The sequence below is a fragment of the Peptoanaerobacter stomatis genome, assembly GCF_000238095.2.
Lineage (GTDB): Bacteria > Bacillota > Clostridia > Peptostreptococcales > Filifactoraceae > Peptoanaerobacter > Peptoanaerobacter stomatis_A.
The window spans coordinates 1-26,866 of the sequence record NZ_JH815226.1; the positions used below are offsets into that span (position 1 = coordinate 1).

Here is a 26,866-nt window from a genome sequence, read left to right on the forward strand (position 1 = left end):
AACTATACTAATATATTTGACTAACTGATACTATAAAAAATAATAATTAGTTTCTTGATGATTATAAATTGAAAATATTCATTATTTTTATTCAGATATTGGTATTGCTTAAAAATTTGTTAAATTTTATAAAACACTTTAAATTCCAATAAATACATCTGATTTTTCCTAAAAATAAAGAGTGGGTCTTTACCCACTCTGAGTCATTTACTATTCAAGTTAAACTTTCTCTTTTTATATTCTATCAAAAAATCGTCTAAAAATCAAGTATTTTTTAGATTTTAAGCAAGATGTGTATGAGCAAAATATTTTATGCTTTATTTATTGAACCGAATATTTCCATTTTTTCTTTTACAATAGCTTTTATTCCTTCTGTTCCAGGTGCTAATAATTTTCTCGGATCAAATCCTTTGCCTTCCAAATCTTTTCCTGCTTCTACATATTTTCTTGTAGCGTCAGCAAAAGCTAATTGACACTCTGTATTTACATTTATCTTGGCAACTCCTAAAGATATAGCTTTTTTTATCATTTCTTCAGGTATTCCTGTGCCGCCATGTAGAACTATAGGCATATCTCCTACAAGCTCTTTAATTTTTGCCAAAGTTTCAAAACTTAATCCTGCCCAATTTGCAGGATATTTTCCATGTATATTTCCTATTCCTGCTGCAAGCATATCTATTCCTAAATCTGCTATTTTTTTACATTCATTCGGGTCTGCTATTTCACCTGAACCTATAACACCGTCTTCTTCTCCGCCTATTGCCCCTACTTCCGCTTCAACAGATACTCCTTTTGAATGACAAAGTGCAACTATTTCTTTTGTTTTTTCTATATTTTCTTCTATATTATAATGTGATCCGTCAAACATTATTGATGAAAATCCCGCCTCTAACGCTTTCTTTGCTCCTTCATATGAACCGTGGTCAAGGTGGAGAGCTACCGGTATTGTTATGTTAAGTTCTTCCAACATAGCTGTTACCATTGCTGTTACTGTCTTATATCCGCACATATATTTTCCGGCTCCCTCAGATACACCAAGTATCACAGGAGAATTATTTTCTTGTGCTGTAAGAAGTATCGCTTTTGTCCATTCAAGGTTATTTATATTGAAATGACCTACCGCATATTTGCCTGCTACGGCTTCTTTTAACATTTTTTCAGCTGAAACTAACATTATTTACCTCCAAAGTAAAATATAAATTTTAAAAATTTTACATTCACTAAATACCCGTTAATAAATACTATTATACAAATTTATGTAAAAAGCATTATAAAAATAATAGTATAAATCTAAGATATTATATTTTGTCTATTTTATTATATCACAAAATTTGCTATAATTCTATTTAATAACTTTATTTTTTATCGGGTTTCTTTGAATTTATTTTTTATAATTTACAAACTTATTTTTTTATTAAAGGCGGTTTTTATGAAAAGAAAAGATATTATCATTATAATTACAATCTCAATAATCTTGTCTTTAGGTATGATAATTTTTCATTCAACAAAAAGCTCCGATATACTGCTTGATAAAAGTGAAAATACTAAAATTTCAGAAAAAATTAAAGCAGAGGATAATGATGCTGTTATTGAACAAGACAGTGCTGCTGTTAAAAATGAAAAAGTAGTGGTATATATAAGCGGAGAAGTTGTAAATCCACAAGTTATTGAAATGAAAGACGGAGATAGACTTATAGACGCTATTGAAAAATGCGGAGGAATGACTGAAAACGCTGATAAAAACGCTGTAAATCTTGCATTATTGCTTAAAGATGAAGATCACTATGTAATACCTAAGATTGGTGAAAACTTACAATTGAATACCTCATCAAATAACAAATCCTTACAAAACAACAACCTTGTAAACATAAATACAGCTGATAAAACTATTCTCATTTCGTTGCCTTCAATCGGAGAAAAAACAGCCGAAAAAATAATACAATATAGAGAAACAAACGGTAATTTTAAATCCATAGATGATATAAAAAATATAAACGGTATAGGTGAAAAAAAATTTGAACAGATAAAAGATCTTATAACCGTAAAATAGAAAGGATTCACATTGAGAAAAAAAAGAAAAAACAACAATATTTTAAAATTTCTAACAATCATAATAATACTTATTATTTTAGGTATACTATATTTTCGCACTCTCAAATCACCTGTAGACAAAAATGATACTACAAAAATAGAAGTACAGATAGATGACGGCACAAGTTCAATAAAAATAGCAAAAATCCTAAAATCTCATAATCTTATAAAAAATGACAAATATTTTTTGTACTATGCAAAAACAAATAATCTAAGTAATCTAAAATCAGGGGTATACGAATTTTCAAAATCTCAAAGTTTGGAAGAAATACTCAAATCACTCAATACAGGCGGCAGACCTATAGGTGAAAAAGTGACTATAAAAGAAGGATACAGCATAAAACAAATAGCCGAATTACTTGAAGAAAAAGGACTTGTAAACAAAGAGTTTTTCATAGAATTAACTGAAAATAAGGCTAATTTTTCAGACAAATTCACTTTTTTACAAGATGAAAGTATACAAAGCCTTGAAGGTTTTATGTATCCTGAAACATATTTCATACCTAAAGGTACTTCTGAAACTGAAATAATATCTATGTTTTTATCACAGACACAAAAAATATTTGATGAAAACTCTGTACTTTCAAATATAAATGATATAAATCCAAACATTCAGAATTTGAATAATTTAATTACACTTGCATCAATAGTTGAAAAAGAAAGTGCTGATAATAGTGAAAGGGACATCATTGCCGGTATATTCATAAACCGATTGACAAACAGTATACCCTTACAATCATGTGTAACAGTAGAATATGTTTTAGGAATTCATAAACAAAGATTGTCATATGAAGATACTCAGGTGCAATCCCCATACAACACATATATAAATGCAGGCCTTCCACCTACACCCATATGCACACCTACTATCTCTTCAATTAATGCTGTAAAAAACTATAAACGTACCGATTATTTATTTTTTGTGGCAAAACAAGACGGTTCTCACGTTTTTTCCAGAACATATGATGAACACTTGAAGGCAACAAAAGATATATACGGAGAATACTAAAAAGAGGTACTTAACTGATGTATAAGATAAACGATGTAACTTATGAACAAATCTTTGAATATATAGATGAATTTAATAAAAAAGAAAATAAAATTATAGATGAACTTAGAGTTTTTGCAGAGCAAAATAATATCCCAATAATAAAAAAAGATGTTGAAAATTTTCTCAAAACTTATTTAAACATAACAAAACCCAAAAAAATATTAGAATTAGGCTGTGCAATAGGATATTCATCAATATTTATGTCATCCGTTTTAAATGATGATGTGCATATCGACACATTAGAAATAAATGAAAATATGTATAATATAGCAAGTGAAAATATCAAAAAGTTTTCACTTACTAATATAAATGTCATATTAGGTAACGCATCGGATATAATACCATCACTTGACCAAAAATACGATTTTGTATTTATAGATGCCTCAAAAAGTCACTATGATGAATTTTTCAGCTTAATATTAAATAAATTGAAAAAAAATGCAGTGGTCATATGTGACAACACCCTTTTTAAAGGTTATCTGTGTATGGACAGATCGGGTATTCCAAAAAGACAAAAAACTATATATGACAAAATGACAAGATTTTTAGAAAATATTAAAAAAAACAAAGATATATCATATAATATGCTTCCGCTTGGAGACGGATTGCTTGTTATATATTTTAAATAAAAATTATACAATTATGATTTAATATAGAGATGTGCAAAATAAGAAAAAACATATCTATGAACATAAAGTATGGAAATATAACTATATTATTGCAATATAATATATAGTTGCGAATAACTATAAAAACTACATTTTACACACGTATAATGATTTAATAGAAGGGAGATTGTGGTGTAATAATTTACACCATATAAAATATATGAAAAAAATAGAATTACTCGCACCTGCAGGAGATTTGGAAAAATTAAAGACAGCTATAATATATGGTGCTGACGCGGTTTATATAGGTGGTGAAAAATTCGGTCTTAGAGCCGCATCAAAAAATTTCACAGATGAAGAAATGATAGAAGGTATAGAGTTTGCACATTCAAGAGGTAAGAAAGTGTATGTAACTTGCAATATAATACCTCATAATATGGATTTAAATGGAGTTAAAGAATATTTCATATCACTTGAAAAATTAAGCGTAGATGCTATAATAGTTGCCGATCCGGCATTTATGAGCATCGCAAAAGAAGTTGTACCTGATATGGAACTTCATTTAAGCACACAGGCAAATACCACAAACTACATTACAGCAGATTTTTGGCACAAACAAGGTATAAGCAGAATAGTATCTGCAAGAGAACTGTCCATGAAAGAAATCAAAGATATAAAAACTCATTGCCCTGATCTTGAAATTGAAATGTTTGTACACGGTGCAATGTGTATTTCTTATTCAGGAAGATGTCTCATGAGCAATTTCATGACAAATAGAGATGCAAACAAAGGAGCTTGTGCTCAACCATGCAGATGGAACTATTCATTAGTTGAAGAAAAAAGACCTGGAGAATATTTCCCAATAGAGCAAGATGAAAGAGGAACATATTTTTTTAACTCAAAAGACCTATGCCTTATAGAACATACAAAGGAAATAATAGAATCAGGTGTAGATTCAATGAAAATAGAAGGCAGAATAAAAACAGCATACTATGTGGCAGTAGTTGTAAGAGCTTATCGTATGGCAATAGACTCATATTATGAAAATCCTGACACTTGGCAATTCAAACAGGAATGGCTTGATGAAGTACAAAAAGCAAGCTATAGAGATTTTACAACAGCATTCTTTGACGGCTCAAAAGATACGTCAAATTCACAAAATTACGGTTCAGGCTCATATATAAGAACTTATGACATAATAGGCAATGTACTAAGCTATGATGAAAACACCAAGCTTTGCAAAGTAAGACAAAAAAACAGATTTTTCAAAAATGACGAAATAGAAATAATAGGTCCAAATTTTCCTACAACAACAACAACCATAAAATCAATAACATCTTTAGATGGAAAGGATATGGATTGTTCAAACATACCTATGCAAGTAGTATATGTTGATTTAGGAATAGATGTAAAACAAGATTATATTTTAAGAAAAAAAGTTGATAAATAATAAAAAATAAGCAAACAAATTAATTGTTATTTGTATTTTAATATAAATAGTGTATTATAATGTAAACGTAATAAATTTAATTTTCTATATAAAAAAGGAGGATTACAATGTCAGAAAATATGGATTTTACAATGATGTTCAAGAGTAAAAAAGACAATCAAAAAATGACAAGAGAAGAAGTCATCGACTACGTAAAAAATGCACTTGAAGAAAAAGGATATAATAGTGTCAACCAAATTGTAGGATATATGCTTTCAGGAGACCCTACTTATATAACAAATCATAAAAATGCACGTTCAATAATCACAGAATACGAACGTGATGATTTATTAGAGATGATAATAAAAGATTATTTAGATAGAAACTGATATTTATTTTAAAAGCAAAAAATAAACTCAGTTTCACCATATTTGAATCAATCTTATTTTTAATTTTCATACTGATACCTTTTAAAAAATGGACATCTTCACTATTTATGAAATTATTTTTTGATTTATTAAAAAATTTCGATTACCCATTGTTTTATTAGATAATAACATCAGATAATTTTTTTATTAAACTAAAATTTTTTATAAAATATAGGAATTAATTATGCAAAAAATATTAGCTTTAGATGTAGGCAAGAAGAAAATAGGTATAGCAATAACTGATTTATTGCAAATAACTGCACAACCACATTCCACTATAAGAAGCAAAAATTTGGAAGAACAAATCGACAAAATAATAGCAATAATAGACGAAAACTCAATAAAAACAGTTGTTGTTGGTCTTCCTAAAAATATGAATGACAGCGAAGGTGATCAGGCAAGTTGGACAAAAACCTTTGTAGAAAGAATATTGGCAAAAAAACAAGATATAGAAATAGTCTATATTGACGAAAGACTCACAAGCAAAATGGCATTAAGCAGTCTAAAACATATGAATATGAAAAAAATAAAAGAGAAAGGTCTTATTGATACCGTCGCAGCTGTAAATATACTCGAAACATATCTGAAAAGAAAAGAAAACGGAATAATATAATATGCAGCTTATATTAATTTTAATAGGTGCAATGCTTGGAGTATCACTCAGATATCTATTTATAAATATACTTAATATCGGAATATACTCTATTATGCTTATAAATATATCAGGCTCATTTGCATTGGGATTCATCAATACTTTAAATGCAAATCAACTCATAACCTCCTCTTTACTTCATAAAGCCGTAACTGTTGGAATAATAGGTGCATTTACAACATTTTCCACATTTATAGGAGATATAGTAAACCTGCTTATAAAAAAACAATATATGGCTGCTTTTATATATTTTTTCGCAAGTATATCAATTTCAATTATATTTATGCTTATAGGCATATATGTAGCAAACAAAATAAGTTCTATAAAATAGGTGAAAAATGGAAATAAACGAATTATTAAAACAAAACTCAAAATTTATAAAAGATTTTGTTTCTAATATAGAATTTGAACAATATCCATACTATATAAATCAATTTTCTTTAAGCGAAAAAAAGTCTATACAAAATATAGGTATATCAATGTCTAAAAAATTAGATAAATTAGAAAAAGAAAAATTAAGAATACAAGATATGTATGAATATGAGAAAAATATCAAGATAAGTGATAATATAAATAACGTATTATGTTTGGACGAAGTTGGCAGAGGTCCTCTTGCAGGACCTGTTGTAGTCTGTGGAGTAATGCTTGAAAAAAATCCGAATATACTTTATGTAAATGACTCAAAAAAATTAAGCGAAGAAAAAAGAAAAGACATATATTCACAAATCATAAAAAAAAATATACAATATAAAACAGAAATACTGGATAACAACATAATAGACGAATTAAATATATTTAATGCAACTTACAAAGCAATGTCAAATGTAGCCTATAATTTCGGCAAACACATCGAACATATACTTATCGACGGCAATCAAATAATAAAAGATATAAATATCGATCAGACAGCCATTATAAAAGGTGATTCCAAGATACTCGGAATAGCTTTAGCAAGTATAATAGCAAAAGTTACAAGAGATGAAATGATGATAGAATATGACAAAATATATCCACAATACCATTTTTCAAAAAATAAAGGATATGGAACAAAAGAACATATAGATGCACTAAAAAAATATGGTCCCTGTCCTATTCATAGACAAAGTTTTTTAAAAAACATCATTTAAAAAATATTACAATAAGCATTTTTAATTTATAGCCAATATATATTAAATAATAAATATAATACATCAATAAAAATATATGACGTTTTTTATATTTACTTTGTCAACTATATTGGTATTAAATCTGCTAAAATTAGGAGTAATTATGAGCTTTGAAGAAAAATTGGATTTATCAAATATTCCTACACATATAGGTATAATAATGGACGGCAACGGACGTTGGGCAAAAAAAAGATTTATGCCAAGAACCTTCGGACATAAAGCAGGTGTAGAAGCAATAAGAGAGATTGTAAAAAAATGTAACACATTAAACGTGAAATATCTCACAGTATACGCATTTTCAACAGAAAACTGGACAAGACCTAAAGATGAAGTCAGCGTTTTAATGGGTTTGATAGTTACATATTTACAAAATGAATTAAAAGAATTACACGAAAACAATGTTAGAATAAAAACAATCGGCGATATAACAAAATTGCCTGAAAAACCGTATGAAGAATTGCAAAAATCTATGGAAACTACTAAAAACAATACCGGCGTCACACTTACACTTGCACTCAACTACGGATTCAGAGATGATCTCGCCAACGCAATAAAAAATCTTATAAAAGATAACATATCTGTTGAAGATATCAATAAAGATACAATTAAATCTTATCTTTACACTTCGTTTATGCCTGATCCTGATCTTATAATCAGAACGAGCGGAGAACAGAGATTGTCGAATTTTATGATGTATGAAGCAAGTTACAGCGAATTTTATTTTTGCGATACGCTTTGGCCTGATTTTGACAGCGAAGAACTGTGCAAAGCAATATATTCATATCAAAACAGAGAAAGAAGATTTGGAAATATAGGAAAGGATAGTATATAAAATTGAAAACGAGGATTATTTCTGCAATAGTTTTATTGCCTTTATTGATATTCATACTTATAAAAGGCGGATATTATCTTGCTATATTTACATTTTTTTGTGCTTTAATAGGAATAAACGAGTTTTGCAACGCTCTTAAAGAGTATTCTTTAAAACAGACGAAATTTCTTTTATTTACTATGACTTTTTTTCAAATGCTCGCAGTTTACAAAAATGAAGAAAAATTCACAATAGCATTTATTTTTATACTCTTATTTTTACAAGGTGCTATGGTTGTACTTGAAAAAATAAAACCTTTTGAAGCCGCCTTAAGTATATTCACATTTTGCTATGTAAGTATATCCATGTCTTATATATATCTGTTATTAGAAGAATATCCAAAATTTTTCTGGTATGTTTTTATAATATCTATGTTTACAGATACCTTTGCATACTTTAGTGGATATTTTTTTGGAAAACATAAGCTGTCACCAAATCTAAGCCCTAAAAAAACTATAGAAGGTGCCATAGGCGGCATTGTATTTTGTTTATTGGCTTGCTATTTATATGCACATTTTTATCATCAAGATATGGGCTATATTATAATACCTTTTGCAATTATAGGTTCTATAGTATCCCAAATAGGAGATATATTCGCAAGCGCCTTCAAAAGACAAATGCAAATAAAAGATTACGGAAATTTAATCCCCGGTCATGGTGGTATTTTAGATAGAGCCGACTCAATAATATTTACAGCATCTTATGTATATATAACTGCTATGTTATTTGATAATTTCAATTTTTAAAATAAGACTTGAATTTACTATAAGTTATATACACACAATAATTTTTTACTATATTAACATAAAAGTTTCTACAAAAAATTATTATAATAAATACTAATTAAAACCACATTATAATGATATTTTTAAAATTTTATTTTTTTAGAGCGCAAATTATATATTATTTAGAAATTTTATAATTTACAATAGCGTTTAGTATTAATTCAAATATATGTTTTTATAGAAATACAAATTTTAAGGATTATGTTATGATTAAACTTTTTTTGATTTTTTTTAAAATCGGTGCTGTAACTTTTGGTGGCGGTTATGCTATGATACCGATAATTGAAAAAGAACTTGTTGAGAAAAATAAACTTATTACTGATGACGAATTTATAGATTTTGTATCTGTTGCCCAAAGTTTTCCAGGTCCTATAGCAGTAAATATATCCTTGCTTATAGGTCACAGGCTTAACGGTTTTTGGGGAAGTGTGTTTTCCCTGATAGGAGTCATAATGCCGTCTTTTTTAAGCATATTAGTTGTAGGCTTCTTCTATGTAACATTTAAAAGTTCTAAAATTGTTCGTGGATTTTTTAACGGTGTGAGTGCTGTTGTACCGGCACTGTTAGCAATCTCTTTCATATCCATATTTAAAAAAATAGACAAAAACTATGTATATTACAGCTTGATACTAATATCTTTCTTATTGGTATTCGTATTGAATATAAATCCGCTTTGGACAATAGCCTTAGGAGGTGGAGTAGGAATATGCACACACTTATTTCAACGTACTTAATATTCTTTAAAATAGGTGCTGTAAGCTTTGGTGGAGGGTATGCGATGTTGCCTTTTATTGAAGAAGAAATTATTAAACGTGCTCACTATCTTACATATAATGAGTTTTTGGATATTCTCGCCATATCTCAAATAACCCCTGGTCCTATAGCTATAAATGCCGCAACATTCATAGGATTAAAACATATAGGTATATTAGGTGCAGCTTTGGCAACACTTGGAATAGTTTCAGGTCCATTTATATTTATGAATTTGGCGAGTCTTTTCTTAAATAAATATAAAAACTCCAAATTTTTAGAAAACATACTACATCATATAAGACCTGTAACTGTAGCACTTATATTTTCAGCTTTTCTATCAACCTTTCAACAAAGTATATTAGATATCAAATCTTTGATAATTTTTATAATATCCTTTATAATTCTATGCTCAAAAAAATTCCATCCAATACTTGTGATATTCATGTTTGGCTTTTTAGGTATTATATTGACATATTTAAAAATATTGTAGTAAAAATTGAAAAATTGTTTTTATTTAATACTAATATCTATTTAATCAATGAATACATTTATATAAGGTACTTATTTTAAGTATACTTAATTTTACTTTAGTTAATAAATTGTTAAAACAGAAATATCTATTATTCTATTTACTTTTATGATAAACATAATATATAACAAACACCCTATAACAAATATAAAAACAAATTTGTGATAGGGTGTTTAAAAAATACAACTGTATAATATTACACTATTATCAATTTCAATATATTTTTTAAAATTATTTTACATTTTCAACTATCCAATTTTCTATATGGTCTGCTATAACGCCATTATTTAAGTTTTGAAACATAAAGTGGTCATTTCCATTTATTCCTTCTTTTGGTAGGTCATACACTATAGATTTTCCACCTTGTGCATTATAGTCTTTAGTGAATTGATATGTTGTTTCTCTCATAGCTTTCCACATTCCTGTAGCTTGAATAGAAGGATCCCCATTATCTATATAATCTCCAAAGTAAAAGGCTACTGGTATTTTTCTATTTATTACAGATTTAAAATCATCAGTTTCTTTTCCGGGTGCTCCACCTGGTTCAATAGCAACTATAGCCGCAATCTTATCTGTATACTTTGTTGCAGTCCATCCAGGTCCCCCGCCTTGTGAATGTGTTACAAGTATAGATTTTTTACCTGTCTTTTCAAACACTTCATCTATTGTGGCAGCTACAGCTTTTGCCACTACTTCTTTGTCAAAGTCTGCTCCCATATCAGATTTCATACCTGTATCAGGCGTCATCTGTCTGAAAAATTGATCTACAGACTTATCATCATTGGCAAATTGTGAGCATTTGTTTGGAACAGACTTACCATTTACCCACTTTCCTATTCTAAATTGAGTATACCATCTTTGATCAAGAGTCTTATCGCTGATTTGTCCTACAACTGATGTTTGACCTGCCTCTCCTCTCCTTGGTTCATCAATCAAAAATACACTATGACCTTTCCTAAGGAACATATCTGACCAACCCTCTCTTCCGTCAGGAGTAGTCATCCAAGACATCCTTGATTGTCCGTATCCATGTAGAAATACCATCGGTAGACCTTTTTCATCCTTGGGTATTTGGTAGAATACATTTGCATGGTCGGCATGTTTAGTCTGACCTTTTCCGCTTTCTTCCCATTGATTTTTAGGATCGAATTCTCCTTCAGACTTCACTACTATTCCTCCTGCCGAAAACATACCTTGATCTACTATTGTAAGGCTTTCCTTTTTTATTTTTAGCTTAGTGTTAGCTGAAGTTTGTGCATTTATTGCGCCTATATTTCCTACAGCCATCATTGTAACAAGTGAGAATGCAACTATCTTATTTCTTAAACTGTTCATGATTAAACCTCCTGATAAATTTTTTATTTTAACTACTAAAATCCAATTTCTTTCAACCATTTTTTAACATCATCTTTGTCTTTATATAAGATTTTTATATTATATTTTCCTGTAGTCATATATTCTTTTAAAGTTTCTAATATATGTTTAGCTTCTTATTTTTAATTATTCCTTCTTTCGTCTACAAGGCTGACAAACCATTCAATTATACTTGGATCATAGTGTGAGAAGAACAAACTTGTCTTAGTATCCAAATCTGAAATATCCTTCATATCTTCATCCGTAAGACTAAAATCAAATACACTTATATTTTGTAGCATCCTTTCCTTGCTTACAGTTTTAGGTAGAACTGATATTCCACGTTGTATATTCCATCTAAGCATTACCTGTCCTGTAGTCTTATTATATTTTTCTCCGATTTTTTTTAAAATTTCATTTTCAAACAGATTTCCCTTACCTTCTCCAAAAGGTGCCCAAGCCTCATGTATCACATTGTACTTATCCATCCACTTCTTATCCTCTTGTCTTTGATTGAGTACATGAGTTTCAATTTGATTGACCATAGGCGGTATTTTGCTGAATGATACGAGATCTACAAGTCTGTCAGGATAAAAATTTGATACTCCTATAGCTCTTATTTTACCTTCTTCATAGAGATCCTCCAAGGCTCTGTAAGCTCCATAATAATCTGAAAACGGTTGATGTAAAAGCATCAAGTCTATATAGTCGGTTTGCAGCTTTTTCAAAGACTCTTCTACTGATTTTTTGCATTTTTCATATCCGTAATTGTCTATCCATACTTTGGAAGTTATAAATATTTCTTCTCTATTAATCCCTGATTTTTTTATTGCTCTTCCCACAGCCTCTTCGTTAAAATATGATTGAGCTGTATCAATTTTTCTATATCCCACTTCAAGTGCATCCAGCACCAATTGTTCGCACTTTTCATTTTCAATTTGAAACACTCCATATCCTAAAATAGGCATCTTTTCCTTATTTCTCAAAACTACATATTCCATAGTTGACCTCCTAAAAATATTTTTTTAATATGTTCAATTTCTAAATTCTTTAAATCGTATTTCTTATTTCTTGTGACAATTATATTAAATATTTTCAAAAAAGTACAATGCCGTTAGCGAAATGTGCTATACTTATAACGCATACTGAAAAATAATTTACGTCATAATTATCTGAACATAGAAAAAAGCTAATACTATAATTTAATAGAATAAAGGATAATATATTTAAGAAACTTACTAATAATTCAATAAATAATTTGTTGTTTAAATTAAATACTTGATGAAAATTATCCATAGATTAAACAAATAGTATATAGTATTAAAAGGAGTTAACATCATGATAGAACTATACCTTCTTGAAAACCTATATGCAGTATATGAACACAAGACTTTAACCTTGGCTGCTGAAAAATTACACTTAACTCAGCCGTCCCTGTCAAGATCCATGCAAAAATTAGAAGGAATCTTGGAGGTAAGTCTTTTTGACAGGCAGAAAAATCGTATCAACTTAAATGAAAACGGCGTATTAGCTGCTCAATATGCAAAGAAAATTTTGGACAGTGAAAAAGAGATGATTGAAAGCATCAGGGCATTTGACCTGCAAAATCTTACTATTTCAATAGGAAGCTGTGCACCAGGTCCACTTTATCTACTCCCAGCCCATATCTCAAAACTCTATCCTAATACCCATGTTACATCTTGCATGGATACGGAAAAAAATCTGATACATGGACTTAAAAACTATACTTTTTCTTTAATTATACTTACTAAGCCTGTTGAAGATGAAAAAATTTTTTCTGTAAAATTTGTCACCGAGAAGCTAAATATCAATCTTACTTTGAATCATCCCTTTGCAAAGTACGAAGTCGTTTCTTTTAAAGAAGTTGACGGTCAAAACTTTATAATGTACGATAAGGTCGGAATATGGGAGGACATAGTCCGCAAAAATATGCCCAATTCAAGATTTTTTACTCAAAATGACTTAGACGCAGTAGGAGAGATAGCACGTTCGTCAAATTTTCCCGCTTTTTCAAGCAATATTAGTCTTAGCTTTGAACCATCAAGACAAGAAAACAGATTAAATATACCTTTTTCAGATAATGATGCTACAATTACATTTTACTTATGCTGTCTATCAAATAATCGCTCAAAACTCGAAAAATTATTTAATTCATTAGATATATTTACAAAATTTAATAATTATATATTGTCAAGTTAAGTGTAACACTTTTTTAAATCACTTATAAGTTATCCATAATTTTATTAGAAAATAGTGTAAATGATTATAATAAATGATAAAAATTGATAAAAAATACGAAATAAAAAAATTATAAGAAATAAACTAAGCAGAAAGAAAAACAAAGTTGCCTTACAAAGAACAATCAAAGGGAGTTTTTTGTACACTCATAGGCATAGCCTTTTTTGAACTCCCCCGCATAGCGGGGGGTTTTCTTTACACAAAAAAATCCACCGATTTCTCAGTGGATTATATATTTTGTATTAAATTACTCATCTTCAGGTAGTAAGTCGCAGTTTTCTCTGTTGCTTGGCATTAACAAAGTAAAACCTATGAAAAAGATTAAACTAACAATTAGTCCCGGAATTATAGGATCCAAATCGAAGAAATTTACTATTTTTCTTTCAACGAGAACTACCACAATACTTCCAGAAATAAGAGATGCGATTGTCCCTTGAAGTGAAGATTTTTTCCAATAAAGTCCAAAAACGTACGGAAAAAATGCTCCGGCAGCTCTTAGTGTAAATGAAAACATAAGAATTGTTATAAGGTTACCCGTATTGGTAATTGCTATTACCCATCCTAATATACCCACTATTATCATAGTTATCTTTGTAGTCTTCATTACTTGATCGCTGGTAGCCTTAGGATTGATATATATCTTGTAGATGTCGTTGCCGAATATTGAACCAGCACCTAAAAGGTCGGAGTCGGCAGATGACATTGTCGCTGAGATTATACCTGAAAACAAAAGTCCAACAATTATTGCCGGCATTGTATTCATGGCAAGATGTGGTAAAGCATATCTCGCGCCATCTTTCATTATTACAGCACTGTCAAGTTTGTTCATATTTACTAAGGCCAATGTAGTTATACCAAGTATTGTAGGTATAAATGCGTAAACAAAGTTTATTATAGCTGAAATTATAGAACCTTGTACTGCAACTTTTCCGTTCTTTGCGGCATAAAATCTTGATACAGCTTCCTGTCCTACAGTAAAGGAAGCTATGTACATAATTATTAAACCGACAATAGTAGAAACTTTAATACCGCTAAACAAACTCATAGTTTCAGGTGGAACGTTAGCTATTACATTATCCATCCCACCTGCTAATTTTAGTGAAAATGGTATAGCTAACATCATTCCGATTACAATTAAAAATACTTGTACAAAGTCTGTAAGAGCAACCGCCCAAAGACCTCCCATGATAGCATATACTGTTACTACCAATGCTACTATGGTAACTGCAATTTTAGGGCTTACACCAATCATTACCGAAACAATAGTTGCTGATGCAATAAATTGTGATGCTGTAAGACCTACAAGTGGAAGTAACATTATTATCGAAGTTATAAGACCTGCCGAGCGACCATATCTCCTCCTAAAATATTCAGGCACAGTCTTAACTTCCGCAGCTCTAAACTTATGTGCGACAAATGATAAGATAACAAAAGCTATACCCATAGTGGTAACATACCATGATGCTCCCAGCCCCCATGTTCCATAGGCTTTTTCAGCAACGCCAAGCGAAGAACCTCCACCTATCTCAGTAGCTGAAAGTGTACCTGCAAGCAGTATAGGTCCTAAATTTCTTCCGGCAACCATAAAATCTTCATTGCTGGTGATTTTTTTGGAAGAGTAGTAACCGATAGCAAGCATTACAAGAAGATAGATTATTACAACTGCTACAACCATTACATTTGCATTCATAAAAACAACTCCTTTTGTTTAGGCGGATATTTGGTAAAATGACGGATTGTTTATTACAAATTTGTACTAAATCAACAAAATTACAAAAACGTTATCTTTATTTTTAATATTCACTTGGAATTTAAAGTTCTGAATAAAAAATATATTGATTTTTCTAATAAACCAAACAAATATCTGCATTATATAATAAAAATAAAATTTATATTCTCCATTAATTTAACAAATATATGTATTGCAAATAAAAAACTGAAATAATGACATCCGTCAATTAAACTTAATATCAGCCATATTATATTGATAATAATACTATCATATTTTAATAAAGTCAATAACAAAAAAAGCTAATCTCAGCAAATGCAATTATTCCTTTAAAGCCTTGATTTTTAGGTCTCTTTATGTATAATACTCTTTACCATATCTTTTGTTAATAAATTTATCGCATTACATAATCTATTTACTATATCATTTAATATTTTAAATACTTCATCACTAACCTATTTGGTTCCATATTTATTCTATAAGATTCATCTCTGTTTTATATGGCGGTATATATTTTATATTTATATTTTCATATATATCCAATAGCTTTGATTTATGCCTTTCTTTTACTATAGTTTGTAAATATTGACAATTTAAACCTTACTTTCTAATAATTTACTTATTTGTTTAAAATATTCTTTCTCTGCTTCTAATGCTACTGTATGACCTATTTTATCAAATTTAATTACTACAGGATTCGATAAGTCACATATTAATTTTTTAGTATTTTTTAATGGAATAATCCTATCATTTTCACTATATGTTATTATAAAATTAATGTCTTTATTTATGTCACTTGTTTTAATACTAAAATCTTATAGAATAATGGAAAATAATAACAATTAATTTTTCTGGTAGACTATGTATATTAATTTTATATAATTATACAAGTTATCCATAATTTTATTAGAAAATAGTATAAATGTAAACTTATCAAAAGCAAGTTGAAATAATGTAATACTTGCAACAAAAGAATTTGCTTTTAAAGCATCATTAAACATAATATCATCAAAATATTTTAATTCATTAACTGTCAATAAAGATATTCTGCTAAATATAGGTTTTATAATTTTTTTAGGGATTATTTTTGACACTATAAATAATACTATTGTCATTGGAATTATCCATGCTATCGGCTTTAGAATAGGAAGCCCATTATAAGCTGTGTTTGATAAGACTACATATTTTATATTATGTTTATATTCATTAAGTACTTTTAATAAAATATTTCCACCCATAGAATGTGTAATAACAAGATCGTATTTTTTATTAATTAAATAGTTATTTAACTTCTCAACATAATTATTTAAAATATCTAATTTTGCAGATGTATATTTTGTATCTCCAAATCCCGCAAACTCATAAATATCTACATCTGCATATTTAGATAATTTTGCTCCTAATTCAGCATATCTTTTTGAAGAGTGTAACCATCCATGGATAATAAGAACTTTTGATTTTTTAGTGTTTCTCATACTCCTTCTCCCTGGTAATACAATTTTCTAATGAAATTATGGACAGCTTATATAATTACATAACATTAATATAAATAGTTTATTAAAAAATTAATTATTACGTTTTTCCATTATTCTATAAGATTTTAGTATAACATGTACTCATAAGGTTAGTAAGATAATAAAACCAAAACTACAAAAATAATTAAATGTTTTTAGAAGCATAAACCTCCCTATTTTTTATATAATACTAAAATCTAATAGAACTATGGATATATTTCATAAAATATGATATACTAATATAGGGTGAAAAAAATGCATAAAATTAGTATAGAAGAAGCGAAAAAAATAAGCGAAATGAGAAATACAATTAAAGATAAAAAAGAAGATAAAAGACTACATGCTATACAATTAAGAGGACAAGGGAAAAGTAATAAAGAAATAGCTGAAAAACTTGATACCTCAATTAAAGTAGTAAATAACTGGATATGCAAATACGTAAAAGAAGGAATAGAAGGACTTTTAAGCAAGGGGCAAAAAGGAAATCATAGAAATCTAACATTTGAGCAAGAAGAAGAAATGTTAAAAAAATTTGAAGAAAAAGGCAAAAAAGGACAGATAATAACAGTCAAAGAAATAGAAGAAGAATATGTAAAAATAGTAGGACATAGTATAGGAACAGCACAAATATACTATGTTCTAAAAAGACATGGGTGGAGAAAAGTAATGCCAAGAAGTAGACATCCGAAGAAAGCAAATCAAGAGGTAATAGAAGCCTCAAAAAAATTAACAGTATGGCAGAAGAGTTATTAAACGTTTACCCTGATAAAATAGTAAGAATAATGTTTCAAGATGAAGCAGGTTTTGGAAGGATAAGCAAACCAAAGTATTGTTGGTGCACAAAGGATGTAAGAGCGGAGGTACCATGTCATCACATAAGAGAATATAAATACGCATATGGAGCAGTAGAACCACAAACAGGAGAAAACTTCTTTTTAGTAATGCCATACTGTGATACAAATAATATGAACGTATTTTTAGAAGAATTATCGAAAGAATATAAAGAAGATATAATATTATTAGTATGTGATGGGGCAATATGGCACAAATCAAAGACATTAAAAATACCTCAAAACATAAAGATAACACATATACCACCATATACACCAGAGATGAATCCCATAGAGCAAATATGGAAACAAATTCGTCAGATGGGATTCAAAAATGAAGTATTTAGAACACTAAATGAAGTAGTAGACAGATTATGTGACACAATAAATTTATTAACAAAAGATATGGTAAAAAGTATCACAAGAAGAGAGTGGATAAAATCCATAGCTTAAATAGAGTTTAGTATAAATCAGTGTTGCTTAAAACTCAAAAAATAGTATAAAAACCCATAAAACTACAACTCTTAACAAATAATAAAACCTATTGATGTAAGCTGTTTAGGCTTAATTTCAATAGGTTATTTTTCTTTTTGGTGGAGATGATGGGAATTGAACCCATGTCCAAAATCCATCCATATCCAGCTTCTACGAGCGTAGATATCAATATTTATTTTCGCTTTGAAACTGCCTTGATATCACAACTATTTCATCGCTACAACTGAATTGTACAATTCTTATTCCAGTTAGCTATAAGAAAGGTTGCCTGCTTACGACGCCTTATCCAAGTCGCAGGAATTCTCAGTAAGACGAGCTGCAACTATTAGGCAGCTATTGCAAAATTATCTTCTGCGTTTATATTTAATATCTCTAAGTTTAACGTGTGATTAAGAGATAAATTCCACGGCTCGCTACCAAATACTTCAAAACCCTGTCGAAACCAGTACATCCCCAAGTTTTAAATATTTTTAAACTTACTATAATATATGTTTTATACCCCTATCCAATAAAAATATTATATGATACAATATTTATCAGCTTGCTCTCAATACACTATGGTAAATAACAAAATCATTTCATAAATTAATATAATTTTTTAAAGTAATACTAAAATTTATTCAAATTGTAGGTTTTGTTTAAGTTATATATGCTTATATTTTTATTTTTCACTGCATATTTAATATGCAAAATTTGAATTAAATATATACATATTTCTACTATATTGTGGTACAAAAAAACAATATATAACATTCATAAAAACTATAAAAATATTTTATATCTTTGATTATATTAACATAAAAAGAAATATTTTTCAATGTTACATTTGATTAAAAAATATTTCTTTGCTATTACAAAACCTATACATTTTTTATAATTTTTGCCCATTTTACAGCCTGCTCTTCGTCTGAAAAATGTTCTCTTACGCCATTTATAAGTTGATATTCTTCGTGTCCTTTTCCTGCCAATACAATTATATCACCTGCTTGAGAGATTTCTATCGCTTTTTTTATTGCATCTTCTCTATTAATATAAGTATAAGTATTTTTCAATTTATCTTCTGATATATGGCTTACTATTTCATCTATTATACTTTTCATATCTTCTTTATCCGGGTTATCTGAAGTCACAATTATTATATCGCTGTATTTCGATGATACCTCAGCAAGTTCTATACGTCTGTGCTTTGCTCTTTCGCCTATCGAACCGAACATAGTTATTATTCTTTTCGGACTCAACACTTTTATAGTCTTTAATATGTTTTCCAAACTTACTTCATTATGTGCATAATCTATTATTATCGGTGTATTTTTTATTATATTAAGTATCTGCAATCTGCCTTTGACGTGTGCTTTAGATAATCCATTTTTTATTTGCAATTCAGATAATCCTAATTTTTTGCATACTGCTATAACACAAAGTGCATTATACACTCCGAATTTACCGAAAGAATTTACTATATATTCTTTATTATCTACATTGAAATATGTTTTTATATCTGATATTGATGATGGAAATATTATTTTTTCAGCTTTTAAATCACTCTCTTTATCTATTGAATACGTCATATACTCGTTTGAATTTTCTTTCATAATGTCTGATTTTTCATCGTCTTGGTTTATTATTGAATACTTGCTCATAGAAAATAACTGTGATTTGCATTTTACATAATGTTCAAATGTCGGATGTTCTTTTTCTCCAATATGATCCGGTGTAAGATTGGTAAATATAGCATAATCAAAATCTATATAATTAACCCTTTTCATCATTATACCACTTGATGAAACTTCCATAGCAAGCACTTTTATATCTTCATCCACCATTTGTCTCAAATATTTTTGTATTTCATAGCTTTCAGGAGTGGTATTGACTGTCTTTATACTTTTATCTGCAAAAAATATTCCGTTGGTTCCAATAACTCCACAATTTATACCTGAATTGTCCAAAGTCTGTTTTATATAATTGGATACAGTTGTCTTACCTTTTGTGCCTGTTATTCCTATTACAGCAATATTTTTTGATGGTGAACAGAAAAACACGTCCGATATATTTGCAAGTGCATCTCTTGTATCTTCTACTGTTATTAGAGTTATATCACAGCCTTTAATATCTGTTTCTTTTGATACTATAAAAACTCTAACTCCTTTATCATATGCATCTTGTATATACTCATGTCCGTCTACACTCATTCCTATAAGTGCCACAAAAACTGTATTCTCTCTTGCAAATTTTGAATTATATACTATATCTTGTATATCTACATCTGTTTTTCCTGTTATATTTTTTATCTTTAACGTTGTTATAAGTTTTTGTAAATTCATATCTTTCCCTTAGATTTTTGTTCTTAATTTTTTCAATTCTTTTATAAATATATCCGGTTCTTTTACTGTAAATTCAAGATATTGTTGTGTTGTCGGATGTATAAACCCTAACAATCCTGCGTGTAATAACTGCCCATTTATCTTCTCTTTGTAATTTGAATAAGTAGTATCGCCAACTATCGGATGATTTATATATTTTAAATGCACTCTTATTTGATGTGTTCGTCCTGTTTTAAGTATTGCTGCAGCATATGTGTATTTATCAAATAGTTCTATAGGTTTTATAGTTGTATGTGCATATTTACCTTCTTTAACTACTGCCATTTGGAGCCTGTTTTTAGGATTTCTTCCAATCATAGTTTCTATTGTCATAGTTTCATCTATAATGCCATGGCATATGAGTGTATATTTTCTTGTGATAGTATGATTTTTAAGTTGCTCCGCCAAATGTATATGCGCTTTATCATTTTTGGCAACTAATAATAAACCTGATGTATCTTTATCTATTCTATGAACTATACCTGCTCTTTCGATTCCATTTACAGATGATAAATTATCTCCTAAATAATGCAGCAGCGCATTTACAAGTGTGTTTTCATAGTTTCCGTTTGCAGGATGCACAACCATACCTCTCGGCTTATTTATTATAAGCACATCATCATCTTCATATACTATGTCAAGTGCTATATTTTGAGATATTATTTCCTTTTTTTCATCAGAAAATTTTTTTACTGTAATAACATCATTTATATTTAATTTGGTACTTGGTTTTTGAGATTTATCGTTTAATAAAATAAACTCTTCTTCAATAAGTTTTTTTATTCTGCTTCTGGACAGCTCATTAAATTTTTCACTCAAATATATATCAAGTCTTTTGCCTTGAGAATTTTCATCTACTTCTATTATTTTTTGCATTGAATTTCCTTGTAATTATAGGTTGTTTTTTATTTACCATAATAGATAAAAGATTGTATAATAATTTGAATATTACTATTTTTATATTATTTTTGATAGATTATTATTTTCAAATAGATTTTAGTATAACAGCTAAATGCAAAAATACCATAAAAACTTCAAAATACTCAACTAAAAATTAAATCAAATTCTTCTGTCTGTAAATACTCTTATACTCATCAATATTATACCTAAAACCACACATATGTCAGCTACATTAAATACATATGACCATATTGCATGAAAATCAAACATATCTACAACATATCCATATCTCAATCTGTCAACTATATTACCTAATGCTCCGGATATTATCATAGTGATTGATAATCTTGTAATTTTATCTTCATCTTTTATAAACATATATATAAGTCCTAAAATCATAACAATCCCTATGATTAAAAATAGAAATTTTTGATTTTGCAATATACCAAATGCCGCTCCTTTGTTTTGTACATATGTTATTGAAAAAAAGTCGTTTACAACTTTTATGCTGTCTCCTATTACCATATTGTCTTTTATATTGATTTTCACTATTTGATCTATTATCAATAAAAATATCCCTAATATTATATAGAATATGCTTTTTTTATCAATTTTATTCATATTCTACAAAACCTACTTTTCTATATACTTTTCTAAGTGTCTTATTCGCTACATATCTGGCTTCTTCAGCACCTTTTTTGTATATTTGCTGTAAATGATCCTTGTTTTTGAGCAAATCTTTATATCTTTCTCTTATCGGTCTTATACCTTCAATTACGACTTCTGTAAGATCGTTTTTAAATTGACCGTAATTTTTTCCTTCATACATAGATACTATATCTTGTACATTTTTCCCGGAATACGCTGAATAAATATTTATTAAGTTCTTTATTGCAAGCTGTTCGTCATTATAATCTATATTACCTACTGAATCTGTTACAGCACGTTTTATCTTGGATTTTATAACATCATCTTCTTCTACCATAGAAATATAAGCGTTAGGATTTTCATCAGATTTTGACATTTTTTTAGTCGGTTCTTGAAGGCTCATTATTCTTGCACCTTCTTTTGAAGTATACATCTTAGGTTCTACAAAAGTATCCGAATATTTTGAATTAAATCTGTTTGCCAAATCTCTTGCAATTTCCAAATGTTGACGTTGATCCTCACCAACCGGCACTAAATTTGCATTGTAAAGCAATATATCCGCCGCCATAAGCACAGGATATGTAAATAATGCCGCGTTGAGATTTTCAGCTTTTTTTTGAGATTTATCTTTGTATTGTGTCATTCTTGACAATTCACCCATATATGTGATTGAATTTAACACCCACATCAGTTGAACGTGTTGCGGTACATGAGACTGCATAAACAAACACGATTTGTTCTCATCAATTCCGCTTGCAATATACTTAGCAAGCACTTCAAGACTCATTCTTCTCAAGTCTTTAGGCACTTGTGGAACTGTAATTGCATGCTCATCAACTATACAATAATAACATTTATATTCATCTTGCAATTTTACCCAATTTTTAAGTGCTCCCAAATAGTTACCTATTGTGAGTTCTCCTGATGGTTGCACTCCTGAAAATATAATATTTTTTTCTTCCAATTTTGTATCTCCTTTTATTAGATTTGTTAGATTACCTATAGTCAATAACTGTAAATATCTAAAATTTCAGATTTAAAAAAACAGCTTTTCTAATATTAGTTTTTACAATTACTTTCATCAATTTTTAAAATTGAGTTATCGAACAAATCTATTGTTTTAATTTTATATATAAATGTCTTAAGCATAAATTGTTTAAACAAAATTATATTTCATTTATATACCTTTACAAATATAGAGTCATTATATATGCGTTCAAAAATTCATCTCCTACTTTAAAATATTTTTTAAACAAACCTATTTTTTCAAATCCGAATTTTTCATATAGTCTTATTGCTCTTATATTATCTGTAGCAACTTCGAGAGAAATTACTTTTGACCTTGCAACATTTTGGGCAAAATCAAGCATAGTTTCTATAAGCCTTGTCGCAATTTTATTTCCCCAATAATCTTTTAAAATGCTTATTCCTATATCAGCTCTGTGAGAAAATCTTCTTGGCATAGATCTGTATGAAGCCAAGCCGACTATTTTTCCATTATGTCTTGCTACAAACATCATACTTTTTTTATCTTGTAAAAAATTAAGTATAATTCTTTTTTCTTCGCTTACAGAAATACCTAAACCTTCTGAACCAAATGATAAATTATAGGTTTCAGAACCTACCTGTTTGCAGTATTCAATGATTTCTTTTGCGTCTTTTATCTTTACAAAATTTATGTCGATATTCATATACAAAACTCCTTATACAAGGAAATTTATAATTTTTACATTAAGTTTTGATGCTATTATATAATTAAACAATAGATATCTGTTAAATAATATTTTAATATAATATACTTAAGTATTTTAAAATACTTTTTAATTTGTTAATTGTAGTAAATTTTATCTTTACATATTAGCAATCATCTCTTGTATAAATGTCCTTGAATTTTCAGCAGATTCTATCACAAATTGCTCAAAATTATCAGGTGCTTTGCCGTCAGCTTTATCACTCATAGACCTTATTACTAAAAACGGCTTGTTGTTGAGATAACAAACGTGTGCTATCGAAGCTCCTTCCATTTCAGTACACATAGCTTTATGCAACTTTTTAAGTTCATCTTTTATTTCTTTTGAGCTTACAAATATATCTCCTGATACTATTACACCCTCAAAAAATCTTATTTTATTGGCAAGAGATGTTTGAGACTTTCTTGAAAGTTCCAACAAATACTCATCTGCCTTAAATTCGCTGTCATCCAACCTCGGTATAACACCTTTTTTATATCCGAACGCTGTACAGTCAAAGTCATGCTCCACTAAATGAGTTGATACAACTATATCACATATATTGACATCATCAGATACACTGCCTGCCACACCTATATTTATTATATAATCCGGATTATACTTATCTATTAAAAGTTGAGTACAAACAGCCGCATTAACTTTACCTACACCACATCTCACTACTATAAGTTCAACATTATTATAAACTCCTTCATAAAATGTGAGATGATTCAAATTTTGTTCTTTTCTATTTTCAAGTATTTTTATAAGAGAATCTATCTCTTCCTGCATTGCTCCGATTATACCTATTTTCTTCATAAATCTCTCCTATGAGTTTTAATATAATAAATTCATAAATAAAAATACACAGTATATTATATCAACTAAAAATTATAAAATCAATCTCTATAACAAAAAATAGCTTTAAACCAATGCTGCAAAACATAGTTTAAAGCTATTTTATATAGAATTAATTATAGTGCTTCCAATATTTCATCCACGTTCTTTTTACCGAATATAACTTTGTCATCATTTATTATCATGCAAGGCACACTCATTATATTATATTTTTCTCTAAGATATTGAGAATAAGCTATGTCGTGTACTTCAAATTTTGATTTTTCCAATTTGCCTGCTATTTGAGATGTAGCTATTACTAAATCAGGACATTTTGTACAACTCAATGAAACTACTATTTTTATATTTTTTTCTTCTTTTATAGATGATATTTTTTCTCTTTGATTTTCTTCTATAGCTTGACCTTTTCCTGAATAATTATATATGCTAAGAACAAAAGATGTAAATTCGTGTCCTCCGGGTACTCCCACAAACTTATATCCTGTATCTTTACCGTCTTGTGTCTCTAATGAAATAAATGCTGTTTCATCTGATGGAATCTCTTTTGTTTTTATTGTTAAATTATCTGATATTCCTGACAGTTCTGACAAAAATCCGCTTATTTCTTTACTCAAATCAGAGTTATTTACATTGGCTACAAGAATTAATTTTCTCTCAAATTTAGAAAATACTCCCGAAAGTTGAGTTTTCATTTCATCTGTTATAAAGCTGTCATCTCCCGCATTTGCCTCTACTTTTTTTACTTCGTTATTTTCATCAACTTTTACTCTACTTATATCAAATAAATTTTCTATTTTTAATTCAATATGTTTTTGAGCAGCAATTTTTTCAGCACTTGTTGCTGCTATTGCTCCATCTGCTGTAGCAGTTACAACCTGTCTTAAATTTTTTACACACAAATCTCCAGCAGCAAAAACTCCATTTACATTTGTAGCTCTATTTTCATCTGTTATTACATATCCTTGAGAGTCAAGTTCTACCTTACCCTTTATAAGAGAAGTATTTGGAACATATCCTGCAAATACAAATGTTCCAAATGTATCATTTTCAGGAGCTTCATAAGTGAATTTTTCACCTGTTTTATTATTTACAAATACAGCTTTTTTAGGAAAATTATCGCCTGTTATCTCTTCTACTTGTGTATTGAAATGAATATTTATCTTAGGAACATGATTTTTTACTTTTTCAGCTATTGACGATGCACAAGTAAAATCATCTTCTCTTACAATCATAGTAACTTGTTTACCGTATCTTGTAAGGAACATACCTTCTTCGCATGCAGCAAAACCTCCGCCTACTACAAATATTTCTTTATCTGTAAAAAATTCTCCATCGCAAGTTGCACAATAAGCAACGCCACGTCCTTTAAATTTAGCTTCTCCCTCAAAACCGAGTTGTCTTGGATTCGCACCTGTAGCTATTATTACTGTAAGCGCCTCATATGTGTTGTTTTTTGTGATTATCTTTTTTATATCTCCGGATAAATCAATGTCTACAACCTCATCTGTTTTTATTTCAGCTCCAAATGATTTTGCTTGTTTTGCCATTTCCTGTGTAAGTTCTTTTCCGTCCGTACTTTTTATTCCGGGATAGTTTACAACTTCACTTGTTATCGTTATCTGTCCGCCTACATCAGATTTTTCAAGCACCAATGTTTTATATCTTGCTCTTGCCATATATATAGCTGCTGTAAGCCCAGCAGGTCCTGCGCCTATTACTATCAAATCATATAAATTATTGTTAGCCATAATTCCTCCTTTTATGTTTATAAAATATTTTTGCAATATTTAAGAAAATTTTTTTATATCTTTAAAAAAACGATTAAAT

The 26,866-nt window shown here is 28.9% G+C and carries 27 protein-coding genes and 1 other RNA gene; 15 read left to right on the forward strand and 13 right to left on the reverse strand.

The genetic code is table 11. The annotated features are described in order from the left end of the window. Positions 1–310 precede the first annotated feature (310 nt). Entirely contained in the window at positions 311–1,174 is an 864-nt protein-coding gene (gene fba, locus HMPREF9630_RS08380) for a class II fructose-1,6-bisphosphate aldolase (RefSeq protein ID WP_009524612.1), read from the reverse strand. A 255-nt stretch (positions 1,175–1,429) separates the two neighbouring features. Here fba and HMPREF9630_RS08385 point away from each other — a divergent pair, with 255 nt between their 5' ends. The 12 genes from HMPREF9630_RS08385 to HMPREF9630_RS08440 all read left to right on the forward strand — a co-directional run bounded on the left by HMPREF9630_RS08385 (position 1,430) and on the right by HMPREF9630_RS08440 (position 10,324). After that, positions 1,430–2,050, forward strand: a complete 621-nt coding sequence (locus HMPREF9630_RS08385) for a helix-hairpin-helix domain-containing protein (RefSeq protein WP_009528055.1) — start codon at positions 1,430–1,432, stop codon at positions 2,048–2,050. Between the two features lie 12 nt (positions 2,051–2,062). Beyond that, entirely contained in the window at positions 2,063–3,100 is a 1,038-nt protein-coding gene (mltG, locus tag HMPREF9630_RS08390) for an endolytic transglycosylase MltG (protein ID WP_009528282.1), read from the forward strand. Positions 3,101–3,117: 17 nt separating this feature from the next. Beyond that, on the forward strand, positions 3,118–3,771 hold the full coding sequence (locus tag HMPREF9630_RS08395) for an O-methyltransferase (RefSeq protein WP_009528056.1): 654 nt from the start codon (positions 3,118–3,120) through the stop codon (positions 3,769–3,771). 199 nt (positions 3,772–3,970) lie between these two features. Next, positions 3,971–5,200, forward strand: coding sequence for a peptidase U32 family protein (locus HMPREF9630_RS08400; RefSeq protein ID WP_040465238.1), 1,230 nt, complete (start codon positions 3,971–3,973; stop codon positions 5,198–5,200). Between the two features lie 107 nt (positions 5,201–5,307). After that, positions 5,308–5,568 carry an IreB family regulatory phosphoprotein gene (locus tag HMPREF9630_RS08405; RefSeq protein ID WP_009524607.1) on the forward strand — a complete coding sequence of 87 codons (261 nt, stop codon included), beginning with the start codon at positions 5,308–5,310 and terminating at the stop codon, positions 5,566–5,568. A 223-nt stretch (positions 5,569–5,791) separates the two neighbouring features. Next, positions 5,792–6,220 carry a Holliday junction resolvase RuvX gene (gene ruvX / locus HMPREF9630_RS08410; RefSeq protein WP_009528057.1) on the forward strand — a complete coding sequence of 143 codons (429 nt, stop codon included), beginning with the start codon at positions 5,792–5,794 and terminating at the stop codon, positions 6,218–6,220. Between the two features lies 1 nt (position 6,221). Further along, positions 6,222–6,590 carry a fluoride efflux transporter FluC gene (locus HMPREF9630_RS08415; RefSeq protein ID WP_009528058.1) on the forward strand — a complete coding sequence of 123 codons (369 nt, stop codon included), beginning with the start codon at positions 6,222–6,224 and terminating at the stop codon, positions 6,588–6,590. Positions 6,591–6,597: 7 nt separating this feature from the next. Further along, positions 6,598–7,386, forward strand: a complete 789-nt coding sequence (locus tag HMPREF9630_RS08420; protein WP_009528059.1) for a ribonuclease HII — start codon at positions 6,598–6,600, stop codon at positions 7,384–7,386. A gap of 142 nt (positions 7,387–7,528) precedes the next feature. After that, positions 7,529–8,257, forward strand: a complete 729-nt coding sequence (locus HMPREF9630_RS08425) for an isoprenyl transferase (protein WP_009528060.1) — start codon at positions 7,529–7,531, stop codon at positions 8,255–8,257. Between the two features lie 2 nt (positions 8,258–8,259). After that, a complete protein-coding gene (locus HMPREF9630_RS08430; RefSeq protein ID WP_009528061.1) occupies positions 8,260–9,042 on the forward strand; it encodes a phosphatidate cytidylyltransferase in 783 nt (260 codons plus the stop codon). A gap of 245 nt (positions 9,043–9,287) precedes the next feature. After that, a complete protein-coding gene (locus HMPREF9630_RS08435) occupies positions 9,288–9,815 on the forward strand; it encodes a chromate transporter (protein ID WP_009528062.1) in 528 nt (175 codons plus the stop codon). Then, positions 9,788–10,324 (forward strand): chromate transporter, encoded by a 537-nt coding sequence (locus HMPREF9630_RS08440; RefSeq protein ID WP_009528063.1) that lies wholly within the window; start codon positions 9,788–9,790, stop codon positions 10,322–10,324. The genes HMPREF9630_RS08435 and HMPREF9630_RS08440 overlap by 28 nt, the downstream gene beginning before the upstream one ends. A gap of 270 nt (positions 10,325–10,594) precedes the next feature. Here the strand turns inward: HMPREF9630_RS08440 and HMPREF9630_RS08445 are convergent, their stop codons facing one another. Together HMPREF9630_RS08445 and HMPREF9630_RS08450 are read right to left on the reverse strand one after the other, a co-directional pair. Beyond that, positions 10,595–11,698: an alpha/beta hydrolase gene (locus tag HMPREF9630_RS08445; protein ID WP_009528064.1), complete on the reverse strand. Its 1,104-nt coding sequence runs from the start codon at positions 11,696–11,698 to the stop codon at positions 10,595–10,597. A gap of 161 nt (positions 11,699–11,859) precedes the next feature. Further along, positions 11,860–12,717 (reverse strand): aldo/keto reductase, encoded by an 858-nt coding sequence (locus HMPREF9630_RS08450; protein WP_009528065.1) that lies wholly within the window; start codon positions 12,715–12,717, stop codon positions 11,860–11,862. Between the two features lie 337 nt (positions 12,718–13,054). Between HMPREF9630_RS08450 and HMPREF9630_RS08455 the strand changes: the two genes are divergently transcribed. Next, positions 13,055–13,936 carry a LysR family transcriptional regulator gene (locus HMPREF9630_RS08455; RefSeq protein WP_009528066.1) on the forward strand — a complete coding sequence of 294 codons (882 nt, stop codon included), beginning with the start codon at positions 13,055–13,057 and terminating at the stop codon, positions 13,934–13,936. 286 nt (positions 13,937–14,222) lie between these two features. Here the strand turns inward: HMPREF9630_RS08455 and HMPREF9630_RS08460 are convergent, their stop codons facing one another. Both HMPREF9630_RS08460 and HMPREF9630_RS08465 read right to left on the reverse strand, forming a co-directional pair. Continuing rightward, positions 14,223–15,665 (reverse strand): sodium:solute symporter family protein, encoded by a 1,443-nt coding sequence (locus HMPREF9630_RS08460; protein ID WP_009528067.1) that lies wholly within the window; start codon positions 15,663–15,665, stop codon positions 14,223–14,225. A gap of 881 nt (positions 15,666–16,546) precedes the next feature. Beyond that, positions 16,547–17,179 carry an alpha/beta hydrolase gene (locus HMPREF9630_RS08465; RefSeq protein ID WP_009528068.1) on the reverse strand — a complete coding sequence of 211 codons (633 nt, stop codon included), beginning with the start codon at positions 17,177–17,179 and terminating at the stop codon, positions 16,547–16,549. A gap of 294 nt (positions 17,180–17,473) precedes the next feature. On the opposite strand from HMPREF9630_RS08465, the gene HMPREF9630_RS08470 reads away from it, so the two are divergent. Continuing rightward, on the forward strand, positions 17,474–17,971 hold the full coding sequence (locus HMPREF9630_RS08470; RefSeq protein ID WP_009527519.1) for a helix-turn-helix domain-containing protein: 498 nt from the start codon (positions 17,474–17,476) through the stop codon (positions 17,969–17,971). After that, entirely contained in the window at positions 17,953–18,501 is a 549-nt protein-coding gene (locus HMPREF9630_RS08475) for an IS630 family transposase (protein WP_009528164.1), read from the forward strand. The genes HMPREF9630_RS08470 and HMPREF9630_RS08475 overlap by 19 nt, the downstream gene beginning before the upstream one ends. A 138-nt stretch (positions 18,502–18,639) precedes the next feature. On the opposite strand, the gene ssrA is transcribed toward HMPREF9630_RS08475, so the two are convergent. The 8 genes from ssrA to HMPREF9630_RS08510 all read right to left on the reverse strand — a co-directional run bounded on the left by ssrA (position 18,640) and on the right by HMPREF9630_RS08510 (position 26,787). Next, positions 18,640–18,998: a transfer-messenger RNA gene (ssrA, locus tag HMPREF9630_RS10120) on the reverse strand. A 405-nt stretch (positions 18,999–19,403) separates the two neighbouring features. After that, on the reverse strand, positions 19,404–20,864 hold the full coding sequence (locus HMPREF9630_RS08480) for a UDP-N-acetylmuramoyl-L-alanyl-D-glutamate--2,6-diaminopimelate ligase (RefSeq protein ID WP_009528165.1): 1,461 nt from the start codon (positions 20,862–20,864) through the stop codon (positions 19,404–19,406). Positions 20,865–20,873: 9 nt separating this feature from the next. Continuing rightward, entirely contained in the window at positions 20,874–21,779 is a 906-nt protein-coding gene (locus tag HMPREF9630_RS08485) for an RluA family pseudouridine synthase (protein WP_009528166.1), read from the reverse strand. A gap of 183 nt (positions 21,780–21,962) precedes the next feature. Further along, the gene (gene lspA / locus HMPREF9630_RS08490) at positions 21,963–22,424 is read right to left on the reverse strand and encodes a signal peptidase II (protein ID WP_009528167.1); all 462 of its coding nucleotides are present in this window, start codon (positions 22,422–22,424) and stop codon (positions 21,963–21,965) included. Next, positions 22,417–23,415, reverse strand: coding sequence for a tryptophan--tRNA ligase (gene trpS / locus HMPREF9630_RS08495; protein WP_009528168.1), 999 nt, complete (start codon positions 23,413–23,415; stop codon positions 22,417–22,419). Before trpS ends, lspA begins: the two co-directional genes overlap by 8 nt. A 223-nt stretch (positions 23,416–23,638) precedes the next feature. Continuing rightward, positions 23,639–24,142 (reverse strand): GNAT family N-acetyltransferase, encoded by a 504-nt coding sequence (locus HMPREF9630_RS08500; protein ID WP_009528169.1) that lies wholly within the window; start codon positions 24,140–24,142, stop codon positions 23,639–23,641. A 159-nt stretch (positions 24,143–24,301) separates the two neighbouring features. Next, complete coding sequence (locus HMPREF9630_RS08505; RefSeq protein WP_009528170.1) at positions 24,302–25,000, reverse strand: 5'-methylthioadenosine/adenosylhomocysteine nucleosidase; 699 nt, start codon at positions 24,998–25,000, stop codon at positions 24,302–24,304. A gap of 155 nt (positions 25,001–25,155) precedes the next feature. Further along, positions 25,156–26,787 (reverse strand): FAD-dependent oxidoreductase, encoded by a 1,632-nt coding sequence (locus tag HMPREF9630_RS08510; RefSeq protein ID WP_009528171.1) that lies wholly within the window; start codon positions 26,785–26,787, stop codon positions 25,156–25,158. Between the last annotated feature and the right edge of the window lie 79 nt (positions 26,788–26,866).